The 25,617-nt window shown below is 71.5% G+C and carries 23 protein-coding genes; 7 read left to right on the forward strand and 16 right to left on the reverse strand.

What is annotated here, in order from left to right:
• Positions 1–35: 35 nt before the first annotated feature.
• Positions 36–596: a dihydrofolate reductase family protein gene (locus tag DEI82_RS07265; protein ID WP_111008732.1), complete on the forward strand. Its 561-nt coding sequence runs from the start codon at positions 36–38 to the stop codon at positions 594–596.
• A complete protein-coding gene (locus tag DEI82_RS07270; protein ID WP_111036352.1) occupies positions 593–1,441 on the forward strand; it encodes a PHP domain-containing protein in 849 nt (282 codons plus the stop codon). Before DEI82_RS07265 ends, DEI82_RS07270 begins: the two co-directional genes overlap by 4 nt.
• Before the next feature lie 52 nt (positions 1,442–1,493).
• Here DEI82_RS07270 and DEI82_RS07275 read toward each other — a convergent pair whose 3' ends face one another.
• From DEI82_RS07275 to DEI82_RS07305, 7 genes are all read right to left on the reverse strand, one after another.
• On the reverse strand, positions 1,494–2,516 hold the full coding sequence (locus DEI82_RS07275; RefSeq protein ID WP_111008951.1) for a sugar phosphate isomerase/epimerase: 1,023 nt from the start codon (positions 2,514–2,516) through the stop codon (positions 1,494–1,496).
• Positions 2,513–3,655: a Gfo/Idh/MocA family protein gene (locus DEI82_RS07280; protein WP_111008734.1), complete on the reverse strand. Its 1,143-nt coding sequence runs from the start codon at positions 3,653–3,655 to the stop codon at positions 2,513–2,515. Before DEI82_RS07280 ends, DEI82_RS07275 begins: the two co-directional genes overlap by 4 nt.
• Positions 3,652–4,428 carry a ThuA domain-containing protein gene (locus tag DEI82_RS07285; protein ID WP_111036353.1) on the reverse strand — a complete coding sequence of 259 codons (777 nt, stop codon included), beginning with the start codon at positions 4,426–4,428 and terminating at the stop codon, positions 3,652–3,654. The genes DEI82_RS07280 and DEI82_RS07285 overlap by 4 nt, the downstream gene beginning before the upstream one ends.
• A gap of 46 nt (positions 4,429–4,474) precedes the next feature.
• Positions 4,475–5,392, reverse strand: coding sequence for a carbohydrate ABC transporter permease (locus tag DEI82_RS07290; RefSeq protein WP_111036354.1), 918 nt, complete (start codon positions 5,390–5,392; stop codon positions 4,475–4,477).
• On the reverse strand, positions 5,385–6,371 hold the full coding sequence (locus DEI82_RS07295; RefSeq protein WP_111008737.1) for a carbohydrate ABC transporter permease: 987 nt from the start codon (positions 6,369–6,371) through the stop codon (positions 5,385–5,387). The genes DEI82_RS07290 and DEI82_RS07295 overlap by 8 nt, the downstream gene beginning before the upstream one ends.
• Positions 6,371–7,624, reverse strand: coding sequence for a sugar ABC transporter substrate-binding protein (locus DEI82_RS07300; RefSeq protein ID WP_111036355.1), 1,254 nt, complete (start codon positions 7,622–7,624; stop codon positions 6,371–6,373). The genes DEI82_RS07295 and DEI82_RS07300 overlap by 1 nt, the downstream gene beginning before the upstream one ends.
• A 152-nt stretch (positions 7,625–7,776) precedes the next feature.
• Complete coding sequence (locus tag DEI82_RS07305) at positions 7,777–8,985, reverse strand: Gfo/Idh/MocA family protein (RefSeq protein ID WP_258371998.1); 1,209 nt, start codon at positions 8,983–8,985, stop codon at positions 7,777–7,779.
• Positions 8,986–9,175: 190 nt separating this feature from the next.
• On the opposite strand from DEI82_RS07305, the gene DEI82_RS07310 reads away from it, so the two are divergent.
• The 5 genes from DEI82_RS07310 to DEI82_RS07330 all read left to right on the forward strand — a co-directional run bounded on the left by DEI82_RS07310 (position 9,176) and on the right by DEI82_RS07330 (position 13,391).
• Positions 9,176–10,186 (forward strand): LacI family DNA-binding transcriptional regulator, encoded by a 1,011-nt coding sequence (locus DEI82_RS07310; protein ID WP_111036356.1) that lies wholly within the window; start codon positions 9,176–9,178, stop codon positions 10,184–10,186.
• 40 nt (positions 10,187–10,226) lie between these two features.
• Entirely contained in the window at positions 10,227–10,751 is a 525-nt protein-coding gene (locus DEI82_RS07315) for an AAA family ATPase (RefSeq protein ID WP_111036357.1), read from the forward strand.
• Between the two features lie 56 nt (positions 10,752–10,807).
• On the forward strand, positions 10,808–12,118 hold the full coding sequence (locus DEI82_RS07320; protein WP_111036358.1) for a cytochrome P450: 1,311 nt from the start codon (positions 10,808–10,810) through the stop codon (positions 12,116–12,118).
• Between the two features lie 167 nt (positions 12,119–12,285).
• The gene (locus DEI82_RS07325) at positions 12,286–12,624 is read left to right on the forward strand and encodes a hypothetical protein (RefSeq protein ID WP_111008742.1); all 339 of its coding nucleotides are present in this window, start codon (positions 12,286–12,288) and stop codon (positions 12,622–12,624) included.
• A gap of 59 nt (positions 12,625–12,683) precedes the next feature.
• Positions 12,684–13,391, forward strand: coding sequence for an alpha/beta hydrolase (locus DEI82_RS07330; RefSeq protein ID WP_111036359.1), 708 nt, complete (start codon positions 12,684–12,686; stop codon positions 13,389–13,391).
• 46 nt (positions 13,392–13,437) lie between these two features.
• Here DEI82_RS07330 and DEI82_RS07335 read toward each other — a convergent pair whose 3' ends face one another.
• The 9 genes from DEI82_RS07335 to DEI82_RS07375 all read right to left on the reverse strand — a co-directional run bounded on the left by DEI82_RS07335 (position 13,438) and on the right by DEI82_RS07375 (position 25,492).
• Positions 13,438–14,643 (reverse strand): MFS transporter, encoded by a 1,206-nt coding sequence (locus tag DEI82_RS07335; protein ID WP_181435138.1) that lies wholly within the window; start codon positions 14,641–14,643, stop codon positions 13,438–13,440.
• A 109-nt stretch (positions 14,644–14,752) separates the two neighbouring features.
• Positions 14,753–15,940 (reverse strand): GDSL-type esterase/lipase family protein, encoded by a 1,188-nt coding sequence (locus tag DEI82_RS07340; protein WP_111036361.1) that lies wholly within the window; start codon positions 15,938–15,940, stop codon positions 14,753–14,755.
• Between the two features lie 128 nt (positions 15,941–16,068).
• Positions 16,069–18,045, reverse strand: a complete 1,977-nt coding sequence (locus tag DEI82_RS07345) for a beta-galactosidase (protein WP_111036362.1) — start codon at positions 18,043–18,045, stop codon at positions 16,069–16,071.
• 2 nt (positions 18,046–18,047) lie between these two features.
• A complete protein-coding gene (locus DEI82_RS07350; protein WP_111008747.1) occupies positions 18,048–18,983 on the reverse strand; it encodes a carbohydrate ABC transporter permease in 936 nt (311 codons plus the stop codon).
• Positions 18,980–19,963 (reverse strand): carbohydrate ABC transporter permease, encoded by a 984-nt coding sequence (locus DEI82_RS07355; protein ID WP_111036363.1) that lies wholly within the window; start codon positions 19,961–19,963, stop codon positions 18,980–18,982. The genes DEI82_RS07350 and DEI82_RS07355 overlap by 4 nt, the downstream gene beginning before the upstream one ends.
• Before the next feature lie 52 nt (positions 19,964–20,015).
• A complete protein-coding gene (locus DEI82_RS07360; RefSeq protein WP_258371999.1) occupies positions 20,016–21,362 on the reverse strand; it encodes an ABC transporter substrate-binding protein in 1,347 nt (448 codons plus the stop codon).
• Between the two features lie 25 nt (positions 21,363–21,387).
• The gene (locus DEI82_RS07365; protein ID WP_111025972.1) at positions 21,388–23,493 is read right to left on the reverse strand and encodes a beta-galactosidase; all 2,106 of its coding nucleotides are present in this window, start codon (positions 23,491–23,493) and stop codon (positions 21,388–21,390) included.
• Positions 23,494–23,628: 135 nt separating this feature from the next.
• On the reverse strand, positions 23,629–24,624 hold the full coding sequence (locus DEI82_RS07370; RefSeq protein WP_111008750.1) for a LacI family DNA-binding transcriptional regulator: 996 nt from the start codon (positions 24,622–24,624) through the stop codon (positions 23,629–23,631).
• Positions 24,625–24,835: 211 nt separating this feature from the next.
• A complete protein-coding gene (locus DEI82_RS07375; protein WP_111036364.1) occupies positions 24,836–25,492 on the reverse strand; it encodes an FMN-dependent NADH-azoreductase in 657 nt (218 codons plus the stop codon).
• Positions 25,493–25,617 lie beyond the last annotated feature (125 nt).

The raw sequence follows: 25,617 nt of genomic DNA on the forward strand, positions 1-25,617 counted from the left end.
GCCGAGCGGTGCCCGCGTGCACTAGCTTCTGCCGCATGCGCACGGTCACGAGTGGTCTCTTCACGTCCGTGGACGGCGTCGTCCAGGACCCGTTCCGGTTCCAGTACGACTCGTTCGACGACGAACTCGGTGCCGGGATGGGCCGGTTCATGGCGGCGACGTCGACGGTGCTCCTCGGCAGGAGGTCCTACGAGGAATGGGCGACGTGGTGGCCCGCCCACCCGGAGGACCCGTTCGCCCGGTTCATCAACCCGATCGAGAAGCTCGTCGTCTCGCGCACCCTCGGACCGGATCTGGCGTGGGAGCACAGCACCCTCATCGAGGGCGACCTGCTCGACGTCGTCCGCGAGCTCCGCGCGGGGGACGGCGGGGACGTCGCGGTCTGCGGCAGCATCTCGGTCGTCCGTCAGCTCGTGTTCGCGGGCCTGCTCGACGAACTCCAACTCATGATCCACCCCGCCGTCGCGGGCGCCGGACGCCGCCTGTTCGAACCCACCGACCCCCCGCTCCGCCTGCGGCTGCTCCGGAGCGAGGTCACGAGCAAGGGCAACGTGCTGAACACGTACGGTCCGTTCGAGGCGGTGGTGGCGCCGTGAGGCTCCCCGGGGACGGGCACGTCCACAGCGAGTGGTCCTGGGACAGCGGATCGGACCCGGCGTCGCCGGGGCGGATGGTGCGCACGTGCGAGCAGGCGGTCCGGGTCGGGCTCCCGGCCATCGTGTTCACCGAACACCTCGACCTCGAGGACACGTGGCGCGTCGACGACGGCGACATGGGACCGTACGCCGGGGCGCTCGTCGGCGACGACGGCATCGTCCACCTGCCGTCGTTCGACCTCGACGGGTACCTCGAGTCGATCGACCGGTGCCGATCCGCGTTCCCCGGACTGCGGATCCTCACCGGCGTCGAGTTCGGCCAGCCGCACCTCTGGGGGGAGGCGGCTGCCACGGTCCTCGACACCGGCGCGATCGATCGCGTGAACGGGTCGCTGCACATGCTCCCCTTCGGCGACGACCGCACCGAACCGACGACGCTGTACCACCACCGACCCGCGGACGAGGTCATGTGGGCGTACCTCGAGGAGGTCCCCCGCATGGTCGCGGGGTCCGACGCCTTCGCCGTGTTCACGCACATCGACTACGCGGTGCGCGCCTGGCCGACCGCGACGGCGGGACCGTTCGACCCCCGACGCTTCGAGGAGGGCTTCCGCGCCGCGATGCGCGCCATCGCCGGATCCGGACGCGCGCTCGAGATGAACACCCGACGGCTCTGGTCGTGGGTGCCGCAGTGGTGGAGCGAGGAAGGCGGCCGAGCAGTCACCTTCGGCAGCGACGCACACGTCCCCGAGGCGGTCGCCGCGCACTTCCCCGAGGCCGTGCTCATGGTGGAGTCGTTCGGTTTCCGTGCCGGATCGCGGCCCGAGGACCCCTGGACGCGCTGACGCGTCGCGCCAGCATGCACCGGCAGCGCCCCGCGGCGTCCGCTGACCCCGGTCACCGCGAACGCGAGAACGCCGCGTCGAACGCGGCCTCCGGCGGCGCGATCCGCCCGAGTGCCCGGACGAACGCGAGCGCCTCCGGCCCCCCGACGAGCCGGTCCATGCCCGCGTCCTCCCACTCGACGCTCGTCGGGCCGTCGTACCCGATCGCGTTGAGCACCCGGAAGACCCGCTCCCACGGCACGTCCCCGTGCCCGGCGGTCACGAAGTCCCAACCGCGACGTGGATCGCCCCACGGCAGGTGCGACGCCAACCGGCCGTTGCGTCCGTCGAGTTGCTTGACCGACTCCTTGCAGTGCACGTGGTACACCCGGTCAGCGAAGTCGAGCAGGAACGCGGCCGGGTCCAGGTCCTGCCACACGAAGTGCGACGGGTCGAAGTTGAAGCCGAACGCGGGCCGGTCGGCGAACATCTCGAGCGTCCGCTTCGCGGTCCAGTAGTCGTACGCGATCTCCGACGGGTGGACCTCGAGCGCGAACCGCACCCCGACCTCCTCGAACACGTCGAGGATGGGCGCGAACCGGTCGTGGAAGTCCTGGTACCCGGCGTCGACCATGCCCGGGGGCACCGGCGGGAACCCCGCCACGGTCTTCCAGATCGCCGACCCGGAGAACCCGGTCACGGTGTGGGCACCGAGTGCCGCGGCCGCCCGTGCGGTGTCCTGCATCTCGCGAGCAGCCCGCTGGCGGACGCCCTCCGGGTCACCGTCGCCCCAGACGTGCGGCGGCAGGATGTCCTCGTGCCGCGCGTCGATCGGGTCGTCGCACACGGCCTGCCCGACCAGGTGGTTGGCGATCGCCCGGACCTCGAGCCCGTTCCGCTCGAGCACGGCCTTCCGCTCGGCGACGTACTCCGGGTCGGACGCGGCGCGGCGGACGTCGAGGTGGTCCCCCCAGCAGGCGATCTCCAGACCGTCGAACCCCCACTCGCCGGCCAGGCGCGCCACCTCCTCGAACGGCAGGTCGGCCCACTGACCGGTGAACAGCGTGACCGGGCGGGTGCCGGCTGCGGCGCTCACGAGGCGACCTCCGCCGCGGGCGCGGCCAGGGCCTCCCGGACGGACGGCCACGACCGGAGCCGTTCGCGCACGTCGTCCCGCTGTTCGTCGGCGATCGCGGTGGTGAGCGCGCGGCCGAGCACGTCGTCGATGCGGACCGGGAGGCCCGTGGCGGCGGACTCGACGGCCGCCTCGACCATGGCGAGGCTGACGACGTTCTCGTGCACCTCGCCCTGCGGACGCCGTCCGGTCCGCAGCGCGGTGACGAACTCCGCGAGCGACCCGGCGATCTCCGGTGGGGTGCTCGTCGGCGGGTCGACGACGAGTGGCGACCCGTCGGCGCGCTCGGCCGAGGGCGCCGCGTCGCCGTCCCAGAGCGCGGTGCCCCCGGCGGCACTCACCCGCCAGTCGCCGTTCCAGGACGTCTCGGCGCCGGCGGCACACCAGCTGCCCGAGTAGACGAACCGCACGCCGTCCTCGAACGAGAACACGGCGCTCGCCGCGGCATCGCCCCGGTACCAGCTCCACGAGGGGTTGAACGCCTCGCAGTACACCGACACGGGATCGCGTCCGAGCAGGGCGCGGACCGCGTCGAAGGGGTGGATCGCCATGTCGAGGAGCAGCGGGTGGTCCATCACGTCGCGGAACCCCCCGAAGTGCGGGGCCTTCGCGAAGGTGTGGGTCACGACGCCGACGTCGCCGAGCTCGGCGGTCAGGGCACGGAGGTGCGTCAGGTGGTCGTTGTACCGGCGGGACTGACTCACCATGAACAGCTCGCCCGTGCACTCGGCGGCCGCGGCGAGCGACAGGCCCTCGGCGACCGAGGCGGCCACGGGCTTCTCGCCGAGCACCGGCAGACCGAGGAACAGCGCCTCGGTGGTGACCGGATGGTGGGCGCGGGGGATCGTGACGTCGAGGACCGCGTCGGGACGGACCTCCCGGACCATGTCGGCGAGCACGGCACCCGTCGGCACCGTCCCGCCGCCGGCGGCGGCGACGAGCTCGGCACCGGCGCGCGCGGTCTCCGGGACGAGGTCGACGATGCCGACGAGCTCGACGTCGGCACTGGCCACGACGTTCCGGAGCCACGCCTGCCCCATGCCGCCCGCGCCGACCTGCAGGATGCGGACCGGGCGGTCCGCGTCGATGGTCTCGGTCATGCCTCGATCGCTCCCTGGTAGCTCTTGCCGTTGAAGAAGTCGTCCGTGTCGTACCGGAGCAGGGTCGGCGTCGCGCGCTCGCGCTCCGGACGGGCCCACTCGACCGCGTTCGCGATCACGTGGGTCACGTCGGGCTGGTGGTAGACGGGGAAGTCCTGGTCCCCGGGGCTGAAGTAGAACACCTTGCCGAAGCCCCGGCGGTACGTCATGCCGCTCCGGAACACCTCACCGCCGCTGAACCCGCTGATGAACACGAGCTCGTCCGGCGTGGGGACGTCGAAGTACTCGCCGTACATCTCCTGCTCGGGGATGACGATCGGGTTCGGGATGCCGCGGGTGATCGGGTGCTGCGGGTTCACCGTCCAGACGAGCTCGCGGTCGTGCTCGCTGCGCCACCGGAGCGTGCAGGTGGTGCCCATGAGCTTGCCGAAGATCTTGGACCAGTGGCCGGAGTGCAGCACGATGAGGCCCATCCCGGCGAGGACGTGCCGGTGCACGCGGTCCACCACCTCGTCGTCGACCTCGGCGTGTGCGGCGTGGCCCCACCAGGTCAGCACGTCGGTCTGCTCGAGGACCTCCTCGGTCAGGCCGTGCTCGGGCTCGTCGAACACGTGCGTCGTCACCGACGCGGCGTCACCGAGCCAGTTCGTGATGCCGGCGGCGATCGCGCCGTGCATGCCGTCCGGGTAGCGGTCGGCGACGTGCTGCTCGACCTGTTCGTGGCGGTTCTCGCCCCAGACGACGACGCGGATGGGGGTGGTGGTGTCGGTCACGGTTGCTCCGTTGCTCGTGGTGGTGTGGTGTCGTGGCGCGCGGCGGTCACTTGACCGCACCGCCGGTGGCGCCCGCCGCGATGAACCGCTGCGCGATGACGAGCAGGATGATCGCGGGCAGGGAGGCCAGGACCGCGGTCGCCATGACCGTGCTCCAGTCGGCGGTGTACGTGCCGATGTACTGGTAGATGCCGAGGGTGATCGGCCGGATCTTCTGGGTGGTCGTCAGCGTCAGGGCGAACAGGAAGTCGCTCCACGTGAACAGGAAGGTGAACAGCGCCGCGGTGACGAGCGCGTTCACGCTGATGGGCAGCACGACCGCGGTGAACGCCCGGACGTTGCCGGCACCGTCGATCTTCGCCGCCTCGATGATCGACGTCGGGATCCCGGCCATGAACGCGCGCATGACGATGATCGCGAACGGGATCCCCGCGGTCGAGTCCGCGAGAACCAGGCCGAGCACCGAGTTGAGGAGCCCGAGCTGGTTGTAGGCGGTGTAGAGGGCGTTCGCGACGACGATCCCGGGGATCATCTGCGCGATGAGGATCCCGAAGAGGATCGTGTCCGCGCCCCGGATCCGGAGCTGCGCCAGCGCGTACGAGGCCGGGGCGGCGATGAGCAGGCTGAGGACGACGCTCCCCGCCGCGATGAGCAGGCTCGTCACGAGGTTCCCGCCCTGGTCGGCGAGCGCGTGCGCGTACCCGGAGAACTGGGCGTGGAACGGGAACCACGCGGCGTCGATCGCGGGTCCGGCGGGCTGGAGCGAGATGTTGAGCATCCAGTAGACCGGGAACAACATGACGCACAGGATCAGGATCCCGATGACGGTCAGGATCCACTTCCGGGAGGCCCGGCGCGGCCGCCCCGCCTCGGCGGCGGTCCGGCGGGTGGTCGCCCCTCTGACGGCCCGCGAGCGGGTCGGGGCGGTGAGCACCTGGTCCGGTGCCACGACGTGGTCACTCATCGATCGCCCTCCTCGTGGCGCGCAGGTAGACGACCGCGAACACCGCCGAGATGACGATGAGGATGTCGCTGAGCGCTGCGCCCTTGCCGAAGCTGAACTGCTGGAACGACAGCTGGTACGACTGGGTGGCGATCGTCTGGGTGGAGTTGGCCGGGCCGCCGTTCGTGAGCCCGAGGATGATGTCGAGCACCTTGATCGTGTAGACGACGCCGAGCACGAGCACGACGCTGACGACCGGACGGAGCATCGGCCAGGTGATGTGCCGGAACGCCTTCCAGCCCGTGGCACCGTCGAGGGAGCCGGCTTCGTACAGCTCCTCGGGGATGTCCTGGAGACCGCTGTACAGGATCGTCGTGTTGAACGGGATCCCGATCCAGATGTTCACGCCGATCACCGTGAGCAGCGCGATGGACGTGCTCGTCAACCAGGGGACCGGCCCCGCGACGACGTGCAGGCCCTGCAACACCTGGTTGAGCACGCCGCTGTCCTGGTCGAGGATCCACTTCCACACCGCGCTCGAGACGATGAGGGGCAGGAGCCACGGCAGGAGCAGGAGCGACCGGAGCAGACCGTTCAGCGGGAACGACCGCTTGAAGAACAGCGCGATGAGGAGCCCGAGCACGAACTGCCCGACGATGGAGATCACCGTGAACAGGGCGGTGTTGAGCAGCGCGGTGCCGAAGTAGTGCGCGCTGATGACGCTGACGTAGTTGCGGAGCCCGATGAACGGGGCGCTCCCGGTGAAGAACGTCGTCGTCGTGTAGTCCTGGAAGCTCATGACGATGTTCTTGACCACGGGGTAGCCGAAGAACAACAGCATGTAGACCACGGCGGGTGCGAGGAACAGCAGCCGGAACACCCGTTCGCGGCGGAGGCTCCCGGCGCCGCGCCGGGGCCCCGGGGCGGGGCGACGGTCCCGCTCGGAGCCGCCCCCCGTCCCCGTCGCCCGGCTCCGCACGCCGGCGGTGTCGACCGTCATCAGCTGTTCGCCGCGTCCTTGAGCGCGTCCGCGGGCGACGACTGCCCGGTGAGCGCCGACTGGATCGCGGTGTAGATCTTCGTCGCGGCGGCCGGCCACTTCGCGCCGAGCTCACCCGTGCGGGCCCGGGCCGTCGCGACCATGTCGACGAACACCTGCTCCGACGGCACCTGCTGGCCGAACCGCTTCGCCACCGCGGTGCGCGAGGGGATCGTGTACCGCTGCTTCGCCATGGACAGCTGGTTCTTCGCGCTGTTGAGGCACTTGACGACCTTCGCCGCGACCTTCTGCTTGGCGCTGTCACCGGTCTGCGGCACGGTCCAGACCTCACCGCCGAGCGGAGCGACCGAGTCGTCGCCGGCCTTCGGCACCGGGATCTTCGCGATGCCGTAGTCGATGCCGCTCGCCTTGAGGGCCGGGATCTGCCACGGGCCGTTGATCATCATCGCGGTCTTGCCCGCGATGAACTGGTCGTTCACGTCGGCCTGCGTCCAGTTGAGCGCGCCCTTCGACACCGAGCCGCTCTTGACCATGTCGGTCCAGAGCTGCAACGCGCCCTGGGTGCCCTTGGTGTCGAGGTGCTTCTCGTCACCGCCGTTCGACCACATGAACGGCAGGAACTGCCACGAGCCCTCGTACGTGGCGTTGGCGTCGAACGCCAGACCGTACTGCGATCCCGACGTCAGCTTGGCGGCGGCGGTCTTCAGCTCGGCCCACGTGGTGGGGACCTGGACGCCTGCGTCGCTGAGGTCCTTCTTGTTGTACATGAGCGCGATCGTGTTCACGGTGGGGGCGAGCCCGTAGAGCTTCCCCTTGTACGTGCCGGCCGACACGACGCCCTTGGCGTACCCCTTGGACGAGATCCCGTAGTCCTTGAGCGGGGCGAGGGCACCGCTCGCCGCGATCTGCTGCAGGTCGGGGTTGTCGAGCATGAGCACGTCCGGCAGCGTCCTCGACGACGCCTGCTGCAGGACCTTCTGGACGAGGTTCGCACCCGGCACGACGTTGCGGTTGATCGTGACACCGATCTGCTTGCCGCACTGCTTGAGCGTCTTGCCGATGACGACCTTGTCGTTGCCCTGGTTGTAGTAGTCGAGCACGCTGATGCTCTTCACACTGCTCGCGGCGGGGTTGGAGCCGGTGGCACAGCCGCCGAGGACGAGCGGGATGGTGGTGGCGATGGCGGCCGCTCCGACGAGGGTGGCTCGTCGTCGCGCCCGGGTGGGGGCGGATGTGCTGCTACTGCGCTTCATTGCGGTGCTCGCTTCCTGGATGGGACCTCGCGGCTGCGCGAGGGTCGTGCTGCGCCCGGTCGCGGGTGCGCGGGCGTGGTCGAGCGCCCGGCCCGGCGCTCGTCGCCGGGCGGGTCGTGCTGTGTCGGTCTGGGCCGGTCGGGAGGGACGGGTCAGGTGAGGACGTCGGCCGCGGAGTCCGCGGGGACGTCGGCCCAGCTGCCGTCGGCGTCGGCACTGCGTGCGACGGCGTCGAGGACGCGCTGGACGTGGAGGCCGTCCGCGAAGGACGGCTCGGGACGGGTGCCGTCGGCGATGGCGGTGACGAGGTCGACGACCTGATGGGTGAACGCGTGCTCCCACCCGAGGACGTGCCCCGCTGGCCACCACATGTCGACCCAGGGGTGGCCGGGGTCGGTGACGAGGACCTGACGGAAGCCCTGTTCGGTCTCCGGCAGGGTGGCGTCGTGGAAGGCGAGCTCGTTGAGCCGCTCGAGGTCGAACGCCACCGCACCGGTCGTGCCGCTGATCTCGATGCGGAGCGCGTTCTTCCGACCACTCGCGACGCGCGAGGCGCCGAACTGGCCGATCGATCCGTCGGACAGCCGCGCCGTGATGAGGGCGAGGTCGTCCACGGTCACCGGGTGCCGCGGGGCGTCGGCGGCGGAACGGCCCCCGAGACCGACGGCCTCCGTCATCACCGGTCGTTCGGTCGTGAAGGTGTGCAGGAGACCGGACACCCGCTCCACCGCCGCTCCGGTCACGTACTCGACGGCGTCGATCGCGTGGGCTCCGATGTCGCCGAGGGCGCCGCTGCCGGCCTGCTCCTGGTCGAGGCGCCAGGTCATCGGTCCGTCGGGGTCGGCGAGCCAGTCCTGGTCGTAGGTGGCGCGCACCTGGCGGACGTCCCCGATCCTCCCGGCCCGGACGAGGTCGTGCGCCAACCGGAGCGCGGGGACGCGACGGTAGCTGAAGCCGACCATCGCGACGACCCCGTGGTCCGCGGCCGTGGCGGCGGCCGCGGCCATGCGCTCCGCCTCCGCGACGCTGTTGGCCAGGGGCTTCTCGCACAGCACGTGCTTGCCCGCCTCGAGCGCGGCGACCGCGATCTCGGCGTGGGAGGACCCCGGCGTGCAGATGTCGACGAGGTCGATGTCGTCGCGGGCGATGACGTCGCGCCAGTCGGTGGCGCTCGACTCCCACCCGAGGCGGTCCGCGGCGGCCGCGGCACGGGCGGCGTCGCGGCCGACGACGACGGATCGACGCACCGAGCGCGGCAGGTCCGCGACCACCGGCGCCGTGCGCCATGCCTGGGAATGGGCGGCGCCCATGAACCCGTGTCCGATCATCGCGACCCGGATCGTGCCGTCGACACTGCTCATCTCGTAACTCCTTCGTCACTCAACGGCGGTCACGCTATTGCACGTCCGGAGCGAGCACAAGAGAATCGTCGAAACAATTCGACGATGACACGCGCGCCTTCCCGGGCATGGCGTGGGGCTCGTCCGCGCTATCGTCGAATGGGTTCGACCGCGTCGCGGTCCGGGTCCGGGCGGAGAGAGAGGGCCCACCGTGCCAGTGCAGCGCATCGCCGACGTCGCCCGGCACGCGGGCGTGTCGACGAGCACCGTGTCGTACGTGCTCAGCGGGAACCGACCGATCTCCGCGGAGACCCGGCGGCGGGTCGAGGCGAGCATCGACGCACTCGGGTTCATCCCACACGCCGGCGCGCGGTCGATCCGACGGCGGCGGACCAACGTGGTCGCGCTCGCGCTCCCGCTCCGCCCCGAGTCGCAGGTGCGTGTGCAGATGGAGTTCGTCCTGAGCATCCTCAGCGCCGCCCGGCAGGAGGGCAAGCACGTGCTGCTCCTCAGCACCGAGGACGGGGTCCAGGCGATCCGCGAGGTGACCGCCGGCTCGCTCGTCGACGGCGTGATCCTCATGGAGGTCGAGACCGAGGACGCCCGCGTCGCCCTGCTCGAGCAGCTCGGGTTCCCGACCGTCGTGCTCGGCACACCGGGGCCGCCGATCACCCTGCCGTCGATCGACTTCGACTTCGCCGCGGCCGGGGCGCTCGAGGCGACGAACCTCATGGACCAGGGCCACCGCCACATCGGCTACGTCGGACACGCCGTCGAGACCTTCGACCGCGGCCTCGGGTTCGCGGTCACCGCGCGGGACGCCGTGCTGCGGACGGTGCGCGACGCGGGCGGCACCGCCACGTGGGTGTCGACCGGGGGCTCCCGGGCGGACGTCGCGGAGTCGCTCGAACGGCTCTTCGCGCTCGACCCGGACATCACCGGGCTCGTCGTCCACAACGAGACGGCGCTCCCGACCGTGCTCGACCGGCTCCGCGAGCTCGGACGCCACGTGCCGCGGGACGTCTCCGTGACCGCTCTCGCGCCCGACGCCGATGCCGAGCACTGCGTGCCGCCCGTGTCGAACGTGGACCTGCCGTCGGGCGAGATGGCCCGGACGTCCTTCGCGATGTTGCTCGAGATCCTCGACGGGGGGACACCGGAGGCGTCGCGCATCCCGCCGACCCTGCAGCACCGGGGATCGGTGGCGGCGCCCCGTCGGTAGTGCTCGGCCGCAGCGTGTCGGAACGCCGTAGCGTGGGAGCATGCCGGACCTCCTGGTCGTCACCGGTCCACTCGCGGTCGGCAAGGACACGACCGCCGACGCCCTCGCTCGCCTGCTCCGCGCCCGGGGGCGGACCGTCGTGGTCGTCGACGTCGACGACGTGGCCGCGATGGTCGCCGGGGGAGCCGCCGACTCCGGACTCTGGGCCGCGGCGCACGAGGCCCACGGTGCCCTCGTCGCCTCCTGGATGCGTTCGGCGGTCGACGTCGTGATCGCCGTCGGCCCCGTGTTCTCGGCCGAGGAACGGGACGCCCTCACCCGACCGTTGCCACCAGGGGTCACGCCGACCTGGGTGGTCCTCGACGCGCCGGTGGAGGTCACGTTCGGTCGTGCCGCCGCCGATGCCACCCGAGGACGGTCCCGCGTGGCCGGGTTCCACCACGAGGCCCACCGGCGCTTCCGGGGGCTCCTGCCGTCGATCCCCGCGGACGTGCTGATCGACACCTCCGTGCGGCGACCAGACGACATCGCGGTCACGGTCCTCGCGCTGCTCGATCGACGCTGAACAGCTCCGGCGTCGCCCCTGGGAACCGAGCAGACCCGGCCCGGCACGATGGACCGATGGCATCCACCACGGCGTCGCGCAACGTCCTCCGTGACGACACGATCGGCCTCCTGACCCGCGGCTACGGCTTCGGCGCGCACATCTGGCGGCGCGCGGACGCCGGCGCACGGTCGGTGCCCATGCGCCTGCTCGGGGACCGGGCACTGCTCGTCCGCGGGGCGGAGGGCGTCGCGGCGTTCTACGACGAACGCCTGGTCCGTCGCCACGGAGCGATGCCCGCCGTCGTCCGGCTGACCCTGTTCGGCCCGGGATCCGTGCACGGTCTCGACGGCGACGACCACCGGCACCGCAAGGCGACCTTCGTCGACGTCGCGTACGAGGACGCCCAGGTCGAGCGGCTCTCACCCCTGTTCGACCGGGAGTGGCGGGCGGAACTCGCGGCGTGGATCGCCGGTGGTGAGCGGTCGGCGTACCGGGCCGCGGTCGGCGCGTACGGACGGGCGAGCATGCGGTGGGCGGGCCTCCCGGGCACGGACGAGGCGAGGACCCGGTGGGCCGCACGGCTCGCGCAGATCGTCGACGGCTTCGGCGTGCCGTACTCGCCCGAGTACCTGCTCGCGGTCCGGAACCGGCTGTGGTCGGACCGACACGCGCGGCGCCTCGTCGAGGCCGTCCGGAGCGGCCGACTCGACCCGGCTGCCGGCACGGCCCTGTACGAGTGGGCGTGGCACCGCGACCGCCAGGGCGCGCTGCTCCCGTCGCGCACCGCCGGCGTGGAGCTGCAGAACAGCTTCCGTCCGATGATCGCGGTCGCGCGGTTCGCCGCATTCGCCGCGGCGGCGCTGCACGACCGCCCGGACTGGCGGACGCGGATCGCCGACGAGACCGCGGCGCGTGGCTCGCTGGTCGGCGGTCCGCTCGCGACCGCGTTCGCGCAGGAGATCCGTCGGACGGCGCCGTTCGTGCCGATGCTCCCGGCGCGCGCCGTGCAGGACGTCGAGATCGACGGCGCGCGGGTGCCGGCGGGCGGTCGACTGGTGCTCGACATCCTCGGCACGGACACCGACGACCGCTCGTGGGAGCGGCCCGACGTGTTCGACCCGGAGCGGTTCGTCGGCGTCGACGACTACGAAGCGCTCCCCGCGTTCGTCCCGCACGGTGGCGCATCGGTGACCGGTGGCCATCGCTGCCCCGGGGAGAAGCTCGCCATCGCCGGGCTCGCGGCGGCCGTCGCGGCGCTGAGCGATCCCCGCGTGACGGTCCTCGCCACCGGACTCGGCGTCGACCGCCGTCGCATGCCGACGAAGCCCCGGTCGGGCGTCCGGGTGCGGCGGAGCGGGACCGGCGCGCGCTGTCCCTTCCACTGATCCGGGCGGTGACCGTCCCGCGCACCGTTCCCAGTCGGTTCCCCGTATCCTGACGGTGGAAGCAATGGCGATTCCGGTAGAAGAGCCTGGTCGCCGTGGCGCGTCCCCGCGGTCAGGCGTGGCATCGAACCCCTGAGCGCATCGTGACCCACCATCGCATCGAATTCGTGACCCGTGACCGCACGGGCATCACCGCCGTCGTGACGTCGACCGGCGTCGTGGACGCCGACGCGGTCATCCGCAACATCCAGGCGGGACACTCCGGCTACTACGTCGAAGCGACCGATTGGCGGCGCGCACCGGTCCGGACCCTCTCGGTCCTCGGTGGGGCGTACCTGTTCGCGAACTGGGACGGCAGCAAGCGCAACAACCTCCACGACATCGCGGCGCGTGCACCCGCACGCGCCGTGGAGCCGGCGAAGCCCACCGAGTCGCGGTTCATGGTCGCGCTCGGCGCCGCTGTGTCGGTGCTCCTCGGACGACGCCGGACGGCGTACCGCCGCTGACGCCGGATCCGCCGTACGGTCGACGTGCGCAGGTCGCGCACGGCAAGGAGGGACCCCCGATGGAACTCGTCTTCGTCCACGGCGCGCTCGTGCGCGACGGCTCGTGGTGGTGGGGCCCCACGGCGGAGATGCTCCGCGAGCGCACCGGCGTCCGCAGCACGGCGGTCGCCCTGCCCTCGTGCGGTGAGACCGCGCCTGACGACGTGGCCGGGGGACTCGTCGCCGACGCCGCCGCGCTCCGCGGCGTGCTCGACGGCCTCGACGCGGCGATCGTCGTCGGCCACTCCTACGGCGGGACCGTCATCGCCGAGGCCGGGACCCACCCCGCCGTCGCCCACCTGGTGCTCGTGTCGTCGTACCTGCCCGACGTCGGCCAGACGCAGGGCGGCGTCATGAGCGGCGAACCGGACCCCGTCACGATCGCCGACGGCGGTGACGGGACCGTCCACCTGTCCGGCTACGACGCGGCGTCGTTCGGCGCCCGGTTCCTCCAGGACGCCGACGAGACGGTGCAACGCCAGGCGTGGGAGCGGCGGACGGCCCAGGCGGCCGCGGCCTTCGTCACACCGACGAGCACCGCCGGGTGGCAGGGCGTCGACTCGACGTACCTCGTCTGCCAGGAGGACCGGAGCACGACCGTCGCGTTGCAGCGGTCCCACGCCGCTCGCGCCACCCGCGCCGTGGATCTCCCGACCGGTCACCACCCGTTCCTGACCCGGCCCGACCTCGTCGTCGAGCAGCTGGAGGCCGTGCTGCACCGCGGCTGATCCGCGTCCGGTGGCGCGCAGGGAGGACCGCGGCCACGGCGAGCGCCTACCCCGGCTGACGCCGTGGCGGCAGCACGGTGGCGACGGCGATGACCACCAACACGGCCGGCGCCGAGATCGCGACGACGCGGAATCCGTCCCCGCCGGCCTGACCGACGACGCCGCCCACGAACGACCCCAGTGCCATCGCGCCGGCGACGCACGCGCTCACCCAGGCCACCGCCTCGGTGAACACCGCGCCGTGGACCTCCTGGTGGAGCACCCGGTTGGTGGAGATCGTGAACGGTGTGATCGTCGCGCCCGCGAACAGTCCGAGGGGGAACAGCCAGCCGAGCCCGGGGGACAGTGCGAGCGCGCTCCAGAACACCGCGACGGCCGCGGAAGCCGCGAGCAGCAGGCGGAAGGGCGGGACCCGCGACGGCACGGCGCTCATGAGGACACCACCGGTCACGCTGCCGATCGAGTACGCGGTGAGCACGAGACCGGCGATCTGCGGGAGGCCCGCTTCCGTCGCCCACGCGACGACCGTGACGTCGTTGACCCCGAAGGTCAGACCCAGTGCCACGCTCGAGACCAACAACGCCATCACGCGCCGGGAGCGCCACGGGACGAACGCGCGCCGTGTCACGCTGACGCCCCCGGTCGGTCCGCGCCCGACCCCGCGCCGGAGCCACAGGCACCCCGCGGCGCCGAACACGCCCGACGCCACCAGCCCTGCGGCCGGGTCCACCGCCGCCGAGACGAGGGCCGCGAGGGCCGGCCCGAAGACCCATACGAGCTCGTCCGCGATCGCCTCGAGCGAGAACGCCAGGTGGATCCCGCTGCCGGCATCGACCATCGCCGTCCATCGCGCGCGGGTGAACGCCCCGGCCGGCACGATCGTCGCGCCGACGAGGAGCACCGCCACGGTGAGGACCACCAGGGACTGGCGCGTGGTGCCGGCGGCGACGAGGAGCACGACCGCGACCGGGTGCCCCACGGCGGCGACCAGGAGTGCTCCGCGCTGCCCACGGCGGTCGGCGACGCGGCCGAACACCGGCCCGGTGAGTGCACTGGCGGCGATCGCCACCCCCGAGGCGAACCCGGCGTCGGCGAACGACCCGGTCACCGAGCGGACGAAGAACAGGACACTGAAGCCGACGACGGCGAGCGGGATCCGCGCGACGAGTCCGGCGGCCGCGAGGTGCCGGCGATCCGTCGGCGCGAGGAGCGCGGACCAGCCCCGCAGCCCGGTCGTCGTCGACGCGTTCACGGTTCCCCTCGCTGTGCTCGGCACGCACGGCGTCGTGCGGACGCTCCTGAGCGTAGGGCACGCCGACGACCCGCCGCTCAGGCTCCGGCGTCGGCGAGCACGGCAACCGTCACCGTGCTCCGTCACGGAGCGCGCGGAGCACGGCACGGCTGATCGTCCGCTGACCCCGGTCGTCCGGGTGCAGGTCGTCGGTCGGCGAGATGCCGGGGCGCGACGCGAGGTCGCCGGGGAACGCGTCCGCGATGCTGACGTACGCCGAGCCGGTCGCCGCCGCGACCCGCTTCGCGACGTCCCGGTAGGCGGACCACGGCTCCCGCAGCTGCGCCTGCATGGAGGGACCGGGCGCGAACTCGCCGATCACCAGGACGGACGGCTTGGACGGCAACCGCCGCAGCGCCCGAACGAAGCGTTCGTAGTCCGGCAGCAACTGGTCCGCGGTCAGGCTCTTGGCGTCGTTGCCGCCCAGGGTGATCGTGACGAGGTCGGGAGCAGCACGCCGCATCGCCCCGAGGAACCCGGCCTCGTCCTTCGTGAACAGGCCGACGGTCGCGCCGGAGTGCGTCGCGTCGAGCAGGGTGACGCCCCGGTCGCGATCGCCGTCGTAGACGGTGAAGCCCTCGAGGTCGACCGTCCCGAGCGCCGAGACGGTCACGGTGTGCTTCCCGGCGGCCAGCCCGTCCACCTTCGTCATCGTGCCGGTGCTCGCGGCGCCGTCGGTGTCGACCTGCACGGGGGACGAGGAGTCCACCCGGTAGGTGAAGGACCCGGATCCGGGGTAGCGGGTCCACCAGATGTCGACGCCGGTCCCGGTGAACGTGTACGTGCGCGACGATCCGGGGAGCATCCGCACCGCGCGGTACCCGAGGTCGGGAACGCTGTCGTCGAAGCTGGTCGACCCCGTGGTGGCGCTGGCCCAGTCGCCCCACGTCGAGTCCGGGCCGTACACGGCGAACTCGGCGGGCAGGTATCCCGCTCCTCCGGCGGCGCCCTCCGTCGGGTGCGCCTCGCGCAGGGCGGCGAGGGTCAGGTCGAGCCACCGGTCGGAGCGGGTGGAGGCGCCCTGCCCCTCGCTCAGGGAGTCCCCGACCGCCACCCACCGGGCCGGCGCGTGCGCCCGGTCCTCGACGGCGGCGTTCCACGTCGCCAACGGGTCGCGCGCGACGGCGGACGGAGTCGTGGGCTCGCCTCCGGATGCCCGGGTGGTCGCGGCGGTGCATCCCGTGAGCGTCAGCAGGATCGCGAGCACCAGGGCGGCGACGGGCGCGCCGGGTCGTCGCTCGAGCACGGGACCGGTCATGGGGTCATTGAATGCGGACCCGGGGTGATCGGTCAAGGAGCGTGTCGCGGGACCGGCAGGCGGTGAGCGGTCGTCCAACGGGCGGAGGTGGTGGCGCCGACCGGACGGCCGGCACCACCACGCGCGCGTCAGGCCGAGGCGGAGGCGACCGGCTCCGGTCGGCCGGGCACCGCCTCCCGGCCGACCACAGCGGCACCGTGCGGCTCGAGGTGCGTGCCGTGGACGTCGACCGACCGGTCGCCGTGGTTGAGCAGGAACAGGTGGGCGCCCCGCGCGACGGCCTCGACGCCCGCGGGCAGGTCGGCCACGACCGGCGCGACGCCCGTGTCCGCGAGCACCGCGTCGAGCACGGCCCGCAGGTCGTCCGGAGCGGTCGCGACGTACCAGGCCGTGCCGTCGCCGTGCGCGTTCCGCGTGATCGCCGGGAGGCCGTCGAGCGCCCCGCCGACGAACGTCGCCTCGATCTCAGCACCCGTCGGCCGGACGACCTCGCCCCACTCGCGGGCGGTGCCCGCCCCGAGACCGGCGATCTGGAGGGCCGGCACCGGGCCGCCGGTCGCCCACGGCTCGGCGGGTGGCACGAACTCCTCGATCCACAGGCCGAGGACGTCGCGGAGCGCACCGAGGTAACCGCCGAGGTGGACGTGGAGGTCCTGGTCGAGGATGCCGGACTGGTAGCCGACGACGAGGGTCCCACCGCCGTCGACGAACGCTGACAGGGTCCGCTGTGCCGCGTCGGGCAGCACGTGCAGCGCCGGGGCGATGACGACCCGGTAGGCGTCGAGGTCGCCGTCGGGTCGCACGAAGTCGACGAGCACGCCGCGATCCCAGAGCGAGCGGTACCACCGCGCGATGATCGGCAGGTACCGGAGCGACGCCGGCGTGGCCTCCTGCTCGAGCGCCCACCAGCTGTCCCAGTCGAGCACGATCGCGACGTCGGCGTCGAGGCGCGTGCCGACCACGTCGGCCAGGTCGGCGAGGTCGGCTCCGAGCTCGACGGTCTCGCGGAACACCCGCGTGTCCTCGCCGCCGTGGGGGACCATCGCCGAGTGGAACTTCTCGGCGCCCGCGCGCGACTGCCGCCACTGGAACTGCATGACGCCGTCCGCGCCACGGGCGACGGCCTGGAGCGACAGGGTGCGGTGCCAGCCGGGCGGGATCGCCGCGTTGCGCGTCCGCCAGTTCACCGCGCTCGTCGCCTGTTCCATGAGGATCCACGGGGCGCCGCCGCCGAGCGAGCGCATGAGGTCCCGGGTCATCGCCGCGGTCGCGGGCGCGGCGGGGTCCGCGGGGTCGACGTAGTGGTCGTCCGAGACGAAGTCGACCTCGCGAGCCCAGGCCCAGTAGTCCGAGGGCTTGTAGAACCCCATGAAGTTCGTCGTGATCGGGACGCCGGGCGTGACCTCGCGGAGGATCGCCGCCTCGGCCCGGTACACGCCGAGCCAGGCGTCGGACGAGAACCGGTCCCAGTCGAGCAGCTGCGTGGGATTGCGGAAGGTCGGAGCCGCGCGCGGCGGCATCACCTCGTCCCACTCGCCGTAGGCCTGCGACCAGAACGCGGTGCCCCACGCCTCGTTGAGCGCCGGGACGGAGCCGTAGCGTGCCGTCAACCAGGTGCGGAAGGCGGCAGCCGACGCGTCCGAGTAGTCGGCCGGCACGTGGCAGGCGAGCTCGTTGTTGACGTGCCACGCCTCGAGTGCCGGGTGGTCCCGGTACCGCTCGGCCAGCGCGCGCACGAGTCGGTCGGCGTACCGGCGGTAGACGGCGGAGCTGGGGGAGTACTGCTGGCGGCTCCCCACCGACAGTCGGACACCGTCCTCGGTGACCGGCAGGACCTCGGGGTACGCCAGCGTCAGCCACGGGGGCGGGGAGGCCGTCGCGGTGGCCAGGTCGACGCGGATGCCCCCGGCGTGCAGTCGGTCGAGCACGTCGTCGAGCCAGTCGAACGTGAACCGCCCGTCGGACGGTTCGAGCTTCGCCCACGAGAACACGCCGACCGTGGCGACGGTGACGCCCGCACGCTGCATGAGCCGCACGTCGTCGTCCCAGACCTCGCTCGGCCACTGTTCCGGGTTGTAGTCCCCGCCGTACCAGATCCTGTCCATCGTCATCCCTTCACACCGCCGGTCGAGAGGCCGGACTGCCAGTACCGCTGCAGGAACAGGAACGCGATCACGAGCGGGATGATCGAGACGAACGCCCCGGTGATCACCGTCGAGAACAGCACCTGCGCGCCGCCACCGCCGGAGGCGGTCGCCTGCCACTGGGCGAGACCCACCGTCACCGGGAACAGCTTCGGCGTGCTGAGCATGATGAGCGGCAGGAAGTAGTTGTTCCACGTCGCGACGAGCTGGAACAGCAGGACCGTCACGATGCCCGGGCCCATGAGCCGGGTCGCGATCGTGAACAGGATGCGGAACTCGCCGGCGCCGTCGATCCGCGCGGCCTCGAGCAGGCTCTCGTCGACCGCGTCCGCGGCGTACACCCGCATCAGGTAGACGCCGAACGGGCTGACGAGCGAGGGCAGGATGACCGCCCACGGGGTGTCGGTGAGGTTCGCGGCGGCGAAGAGCAGGTAGGTCGGGATCGCCAGGGCGGTGAGCGGGACCATGATCGAGCCGAGGATGATCGAGAACACCGCCGTCGAGCCGCGGAACCGGTACTTCGCCAGGGCGTAGCCGGCCATCGTGGCCAGGGCGGCGGCACCGACCGAGCTGACCACCGCGTAGACGACCGTGTTGATCAGCCACCGCGTGAAGACCCCGTCCTGGAACTGGAACAGCTGCACGATGTTGTGGAAGAACTGGAACGAGTGCCCGAGTCCCAGCCCGAAGGTGGTGAACAGGTCGCTGTTGTCCTTGGTGGTCGACACCAGGAGCCACAGCAGCGGCACGAGGAAGTAGACGAGCGTGATCCACACGATCACGGTCAGGACGGTGCTCCGACGCTTGTCGCGCTCGACGGCCCGTCGGCCGGCGGACCGCCGCACGCGCGTGCCGTCCGAGACCACCTGGGCCTCGGTGGCGAGTGGGGTGGCGGTCATCCGAGCCGCTCCTTCCGGTTGATGCTCGTCTGCACGACGAACGAGACGATCATGATGATGATCCCGAGCAGGAACGCGATCGCCGCCGCGTAGTTGATCTCCTGGTTGCGGAACGCGATGTTGTAGGCGTACAGGTTCGGCGTGAAGTCCGTGCCGATCGCGTTCGGGGCGATGTTGAACAGCAGGTTCGGCTCGTTGAACAGCTGGAACGAGCCGATGATCGAGAAGATCACGGTGAGCAGCAGGGCCTGCCGGATGGCGGGCAGCTTGATGCTCCACGCCACCCGCCACTGGCCGGCGCCGTCGATCTCGGCCGCCTCGTAGATCTCGTTCGGCACGGAGCGCAGGGCCGCGTACAGGACGATCATGTTGTAGCCGATGAACTCCCAGCACACGATGTTCATCGTCGAGCCGAGCACGTTGTGCGCGCTGAGCAGGCTCGGTGCGGTGAGGTGCAGGGCGTGGAACAACTGCGTGATGAGCCCGAAGTCGTTGCCGTACAGGTAGCCCCACATCAGGGTCGCGACGACGCTCGGCACGGCGTACGGCACGAAGATGAGCAGGCGGACGATCTTGCCGCCACGGATCCGGCCGCTGTCGAGTGCGAGCGCGAAGAAGATCGAGGCCGCGAGCATGATCGGGACCTGCACGAACAGGAACAGGGCCACGCGGCCGAGGCCGCCCCAGAAGCTCGGGTCCTGCAGGGCGCGGACGTAGTTCGTCAGGCCACTGAAGACCTCGCCGCCGACCAGCTGCGACGTGAACAGGCTGAGGTACGCCGAGTACACGAGCGGGACGATGAAGAACGCCGCGAACACGACGAGGAACGGGATCACGAGGATCCAGGCCGCGCGGGTCTGCGCGGAACGGATGTTGGTGGGGCCGCGGCGGGGAGCCGCGGTGCGCGCTCCCGTCCGGACCCGGGCCGGACGGGCGGCGCCGGTGGTCGCCGCGTCGCTGCGGCTGGGGATGGCGGTCATGTTGCTCCGATGAGAAGTGGGGGCGGAGCCTGGTGGCCCCGCCCCCGTCCGGTCACTTGACGGTGAAGCCCTGCTGCTTGGCGTAGCTCGTCACCTGGGACTGCCAGGTCGCGAGGGTCGCCGTGAGGTCACCGTGGTTGCTGATGGCCTTGCCGAGCGTGTTCGCGTAGCTCGAGTTCACGTAGTCCATGAACGGCAGCCACTCGAACTTCTTGTCGACGGTGTCGGAGACACCGGCGAAGAACTGGTTGACCTGCTGGCCGCCGTAGAACGCCGACTTCTGGCTGGTGAACGAGTCGTCGGTGAGCGTCGACTTCTTCGTCGGGAACAGGTACTGCTCGTTCGCGAGCTGGAGCGTCGACTGCTGGTCGTTGTTGATGAACTTGGCCAGCTCGTACGCCTGGATCGGGTGCTTCGTCGCGGCCATCACGGCGTCCGACGACCCACCCCAGTTCCCGGACACGTTCTGACCCGCCTGCCACTGCGGGATGTCCGCAGCGGCCCACTTGCCGCTCGTGTTCTTCGCGGTGCCCTGCAGGAACACCGGGCCCCACGCGGCGACGAGCCAGGACGCGTACTTGTCCCGCGACAGCCCCTGGTAGTAGTCGTCCGTGAAGTCCGGGTCCGTGGCCACCAGGTTCTTGTCGATGAGGTCCTGCCAGTACGACACGACCTGCTGGTCGGCCTTGGAGTCCAGGTCGATCCCGACCGTCTTCTTGCCGTCGTACGAGAACGGCTTCGCGCCCTTCTGCCAGAAGAAGCTGATCATCTGGAACATGTCGTTGCCGGGCAGGTCCGTGATGTACGACCCGGTCTTCGACTTGACCTGCTGCGCGGCGGACGCGAAGGCCGACCACGTCTTCGGCGCGGCGACGCCCGCCTTGTCGAAGATGTCCTTGCGGTAGAGGGTGCCGAGGGGGCCGGAGTCCTGCGGGATGCCCCACACGCCGCCGTTCTGGTCGACCTGGTTCCAGACCCAGTCCGTGTACTCGTCCTCGAGCTTGGCTCCGCCGTACGGCGTCAGGTCGAGCAGGCTCTTCGTCTGGGTGAACGACGGGATGTAGTCGTACTCCATCTGCGCGACGTCGGGGATGCCTTTGCCCGCCTTCAGAGCCGCGCGGACCTTCGGGTAGTGCTGCGAGCCGCCGGTCGTGTTGACGACGTTGACCTTGATCTTCGGGTACTTCTTCTCGAACAGGTTGACCTCGTTCTGGATGTCGGGGACCCAGGTCCAGAAGGTGAGGGTGGTCGGCGTGTTCATCGCCTTGTCGATGTCGGACTGGCTCACCGCCTTGGTGGACCCGCCGCTGGTGCTCGACGGGCTGCAACCGGTGAGTGCGAGCGTGATCGTGACGGCGATCGCTCCGAGTGCCAGCGCGGCGCTGCGTGGACGTCTCATGGTCTTCTTTCGGTGGAGGGAGGGACTACTCGATCGAGGAGCCCCGGACCTCGAGCACGACTGCTGCGCGTCGGTCGAGGGGTACGGGGTCGCCGGCGGCGTACTCGGCGCCGGAGACGAGGTCGACGGCGGCTGCCGGCGCGACGACCTGCGTCGGCTCGGCGGACCAGTTCGACACGAAGGCGAGGCGCCGGTCGCCGGCGGTGCCGGTCGACACGGTGACGGGGTCCGGGGCGGACCACGCCTGCTTCGCCGTCGTGGGCACGAGCCAGCGGGCGATGCTCCGCCCGAGCGCGGGGTCCGGGACCGTGCCCAGGTAGGACACCCGGCCGCGACCGGTCGTGCGGGTGGTCAGCGCGGCCTCCAGACCGAACTCGGTCGGGGCGTACGACACGACCACCTCGGCGTCGTCGACCTGCAGGAAGTCGACCCACTCGGTGGCGGCGGCACCCGGCTCGAGCGTCAGGGCGTCGGACGCGGCCGTGACCGCGAGCGGCGCGCCGAGGTTGCTGTACTCGTCGTAGTGCACGCCCGCCGGCCCCGCGAGCACGTCGGGGGCGACCGCCAGCCGGGCCCGCGCGAGCTCGTCACCGTAGCCGGTGCGGATGCCGACGACCAGGTGCCCACCGGCCTCGGCGTAGTCCCGCATGTGCTCGAGCACGGCCGTCTCGGCGACGTACACCGCGGGTGCGACGAGCACCGGGAACCGCGCGACGAGTTCCTCGACGGGGGTGTCGAGGAACCGGCGGACGTGCTGGACCCGCACCTGCGCGCCGGCCTCGAACAGTCCGCGGTAGTGGGCGTCGAAGATGCGGGAGTACGCGTGCTCGTCGGGGCTGCCGTCCGCCTTCGCGAGCGGCCCGTAGAACGAGAACGCCCACTTCGTGTCCGTGCTGTAGAGCAGCAGGACGTCGGCGTCGGGCACGTGCTCGTCGAGCGCGGACCCGATCGCCCCGAGCGCGGCACCGAGCTCGGATACCTCGCGGTAGATGCGGCCGCCGACCTGGCTGTGCGGGATGACGCCGCCCCAGTAGGTCTCGACGCCGAAGTGCAGGGTGTGCCAGTGCCAGTACTCGATCATCCGGCCGCCGCGGGCGAGCAGGGCGAACGCGGCCTGCTTGATCTGCCCGGGGTACGGCGGGTGGTTCTGCCACGACCCGCCGATGGACTGCGCGTTCGTCTCGGTGACCAGGTACTGCGTGTCCGCCGAGGACCAGGCGCGGTCGCCCCACTCGAACAGCGCCCACACGCCGGTGTGCCACCACTCGGCCTCGCGCTGGACCTCCGCGTGCCAGTCGAGGCCGTCCTGCATCTTGTAGTACGGGTTGCCGGCGACGACGTCGAGGGACGCGACGAGCTCGTCGTCGGACACCTGCGGGCGGGAGTACGAGATGCACGTCGTGACGAACTGGTCGTCGCGGGCGTACTCGCGCACCAGGTCCGCTTGCCAGGCGATGAGGTCCGTGGCGAGCGTGGACTGGAACCGGCGCCACTCGAGCTGGTACTGCGGCATCGCGTTGCCGTCGGGCCGCCAGAGGTCGGCCCAGTCGCTGAGTCGGTGTGACCAGTAGACGAGACCCCACTCGCGGTTGAGGTCCTCGACGGTGCCGTAGCGGTCCTCGAGCCAGCCGACGAACCGCTGGAAGGTGTGCTCGTTGTGGGGGAGCTGCATGCCCGGCTCGTTGTCGACCTGGTAGCCGATGACCGCGGGGTGGTCGGCGTACCGCGCGACGACCTTGCGGGCGATGCGCTCGGCGTAGAACCGGTAGGCGGGGTGGGACTGGTCCATCTCCTGCCGGGCGCCCCAGCCGTTGCGGTGGCCCGTCGACGGCTCGGCGGCGATCTCCGGGTGCAGGCGCTGGAGCCACGGTGGCACGGCGTACGTCGGCGTGCCGAGGACGACGCCGATGCCACGCTCGTGGGCCCCGTCGAGGACCGGCTGCAGCCAGTCCAGGTCGAACACGCCCTCGCGGGGCTCCCAGGTCGACCACACGGACTCGCCGACGCGGATGACCGTGAAACCGGCGTCGCGCATGCGGTCGAGATCGGCGTCGAGGGTGCCAGCGGGCTGGTACTCGGCGTAGTAGGCGGCGCCGAAGAGCACGCCACTGAACCGGGGGGAAGTCGTCATCGTTGACCTTCGCTCTGCGGATGTTGTCGATAACATCCGTCGGTGGCGATGACAGTAACCGCATCCGGGCGGATCGCGCAAGCACCCGTTCCGCTCGCGTCGCCGCGCGTGGCCGGGAGGCGGTGCTCCGCTCCGTCAGATCCGGCGCGTCGACGCGCGGACCGCGGCCCGCACGGGGTTCGGCGGGGTCACGGGCGCGTCCGGCGCGGCCCCGGGCAGCCCCGCCAGGAGCTTCTCGATGAGGTACCGGCCCTCACCGGCGAAGTCGACCGTGACGGTGGTCAGTGCGGGGACGAGGTACCGTGCCTCGTCGAGGTCGTCGCCGCCCATGACGCTGAGGTCGGCGGGCACCACGACCCCGTCGGCGGCGGCCGCCGAGAGGAGCCCGATCGCCATGCTGTCGTTGCCCGTCGCGATCGCCGTGACGGAGCGTTCCTCGGCGGTCAACCGTCGCCACGCCGCGTGCCCGGAGCCGGCGGACCAGTCGCCCGCGTGCTGCCAGACGAGTTCGCCGCCGCCCTGCCGGAAGCACCGGGCGAAGCCCTCCGACCGCTCGACCGCGGCGATCCAGTCGACCGGGCCGCTGAGGTAGCCGACGCGCCGGTGCCCGAGCTCGAGCAGGTGCTCGGCGGCGAGGCGGCCGGCTTCCTCGCTGACGGTCGGGCCACCCGGGAACGACTCGATGCGCGAGTCGATGACCACCGGGACGCTCGCGGCGTGGCTCTGGATGCGTTCGAGCATCAGCTCGGTCTGTGCCGTCGCCAGGATCCCCACCACCTGGTGCCCGGTCGCCACGGCCAGGGCCTCGTCGATCGCGTCGCGGTCGAGGTCCGCCGTGATCACCACGTCGAGCACGTACCCGCGCTCCTGCGCCGTCTGCGTCGCCCCGGCGAGCATGCGGGCCGGTCCCGTGTAGTCGATGTGGTGGGCGAGCACCGCGATCCGGTTCGAGCGGCGGGCGCGGAGCAACCGAGCGGCGGAGTTCGGCCGGTACTGCAGCTCGTCGAGCGCCGTCTTGACCTTCGTGCGCGTCTCCGGCCGGATGCCCTCGAAGCCCGACAGGTAGCGGCTCACCGTCTGGTGCGACACGCCCGCGAGCCGTGCGACGTCGTAGATCGTCGGGGCCTTCATCGGGGTGCCGTCTGCCGCATGGGGACAGGGTAATGGCCCGCGTCCGATCCCCGGCGCGCGTCCGAGCGGGCGGGTCACCCGGTCGAGACCGTCGACGACCGTTGCCGTCGAGCTCGCGGGACTCCTCAGTTGATCACGCGGCGAGCGTGACGGACGGGAGGCGGACCTCCCGTCCGTCACGTCGTCGCCGGTGACGGCGGGTGCTGGGGCGTCAGGCCGCCGCGGCCCGCCGCGTCGCCAGGGTGCGGCCGTGCTCCCGGGCGCGCTCCTCGGCGACCGCGCGGAGCTGGTCGGCGAGCTCGGTGAACTGGTCGAGCGCGGGGTTGACACCGACGAGCGTGAACTCGCGCGTGACGACCTCGAGGTCGAGCTGCCAGACGTCCTCCAGGATGCGGCGCATCCACGCCGTCGCGTGGTCCCAGCCCTCGCGCGGCGTGCCGGCGGCGTAGTTCCCGCCCTGCACGGTCACGAGCACAGCGGGCTTGCCGGCGGTGACCGGGGTCTGGCCGGGCGCCATCCGCGGGTCCGTGATGACGAGGTCCACGTAGGTCTTGAAGTGCTGCGAGACGCCGAAGTTGTACAGCGGGACGGCGAACAGCAGGGCGTCCGCGTCGGCGAGCTCGTCGGTCAGGGTCGCGGCGAGTTCGACCGCGGTGCGCTGCTCGGGGGTACGTGCGTCCTCCGGTGTCATGGACGCGGCGACGGCACTCGCCCAGCTGTCGGCAGGGATCGGGTCGACGCCCAGGTGACGGCGGACGACCTCGGCTGCCGGGTCACCGGCCGTCCACTCCTGCTCGACGATGTCGGCGAGGGCACGACTGGTGGATCCTTCGACTCGGATGCTGGCGTCGAGACGGAACAGGGACATGGGACTCCTCCTGGTCGGCAGCGGGGCACGTCGCCCTCGGTTACTGCACGTAACGGGTGTACCCTGCTGAGGTCGGTCACTGCAAACGACCCTCTGTTACCGCGGAGTGACCGACCCCGTCGCTT

Origin of the sequence: Curtobacterium sp. MCBD17_019 (genome assembly GCF_003234555.1) — a bacterium.
Classification (GTDB): domain Bacteria; phylum Actinomycetota; class Actinomycetes; order Actinomycetales; family Microbacteriaceae; genus Curtobacterium.

Bases quoted from the DNA above. Each gene is read 5' to 3' on its own strand.
- DEI82_RS07305 (WP_258371998.1), bottom strand. From the start codon at position 8,985: ATGAGCAGTGTCGACGGCACGATCCGGGTCGCGATGATCGGACACGGG.
- DEI82_RS07375 (WP_111036364.1), bottom strand. From the start codon at position 25,492: ATGTCCCTGTTCCGTCTCGACGCCAGCATCCGAGTCGAAGGATCCACC.
- DEI82_RS07350 (WP_111008747.1), bottom strand. From the start codon at position 18,983: ATGACCGCCACCCCACTCGCCACCGAGGCCCAGGTGGTCTCGGACGGC.
- DEI82_RS07370 (WP_111008750.1), bottom strand. From the start codon at position 24,624: ATGAAGGCCCCGACGATCTACGACGTCGCACGGCTCGCGGGCGTGTCG.
- DEI82_RS07320 (WP_111036358.1), top strand. From the start codon at position 10,808: ATGGCATCCACCACGGCGTCGCGCAACGTCCTCCGTGACGACACGATC.
- DEI82_RS07365 (WP_111025972.1), bottom strand. From the start codon at position 23,493: ATGACGACTTCCCCCCGGTTCAGTGGCGTGCTCTTCGGCGCCGCCTAC.
- DEI82_RS07280 (WP_111008734.1), bottom strand. From the start codon at position 3,655: ATGACCGAGACCATCGACGCGGACCGCCCGGTCCGCATCCTGCAGGTC.
- DEI82_RS07290 (WP_111036354.1), bottom strand. From the start codon at position 5,392: ATGAGTGACCACGTCGTGGCACCGGACCAGGTGCTCACCGCCCCGACC.
- DEI82_RS07265 (WP_111008732.1), top strand. From the start codon at position 36: ATGCGCACGGTCACGAGTGGTCTCTTCACGTCCGTGGACGGCGTCGTC.
- DEI82_RS07300 (WP_111036355.1), bottom strand. From the start codon at position 7,624: ATGAAGCGCAGTAGCAGCACATCCGCCCCCACCCGGGCGCGACGACGA.
- DEI82_RS07340 (WP_111036361.1), bottom strand. From the start codon at position 15,940: ATGACCGGTCCCGTGCTCGAGCGACGACCCGGCGCGCCCGTCGCCGCC.
- DEI82_RS07315 (WP_111036357.1), top strand. From the start codon at position 10,227: ATGCCGGACCTCCTGGTCGTCACCGGTCCACTCGCGGTCGGCAAGGAC.
- DEI82_RS07295 (WP_111008737.1), bottom strand. From the start codon at position 6,371: ATGACGGTCGACACCGCCGGCGTGCGGAGCCGGGCGACGGGGACGGGG.
- DEI82_RS07355 (WP_111036363.1), bottom strand. From the start codon at position 19,963: ATGACCGCCATCCCCAGCCGCAGCGACGCGGCGACCACCGGCGCCGCC.
- DEI82_RS07345 (WP_111036362.1), bottom strand. From the start codon at position 18,045: ATGGACAGGATCTGGTACGGCGGGGACTACAACCCGGAACAGTGGCCG.
- DEI82_RS07330 (WP_111036359.1), top strand. From the start codon at position 12,684: ATGGAACTCGTCTTCGTCCACGGCGCGCTCGTGCGCGACGGCTCGTGG.
- DEI82_RS07360 (WP_258371999.1), bottom strand. From the start codon at position 21,362: ATGAGACGTCCACGCAGCGCCGCGCTGGCACTCGGAGCGATCGCCGTC.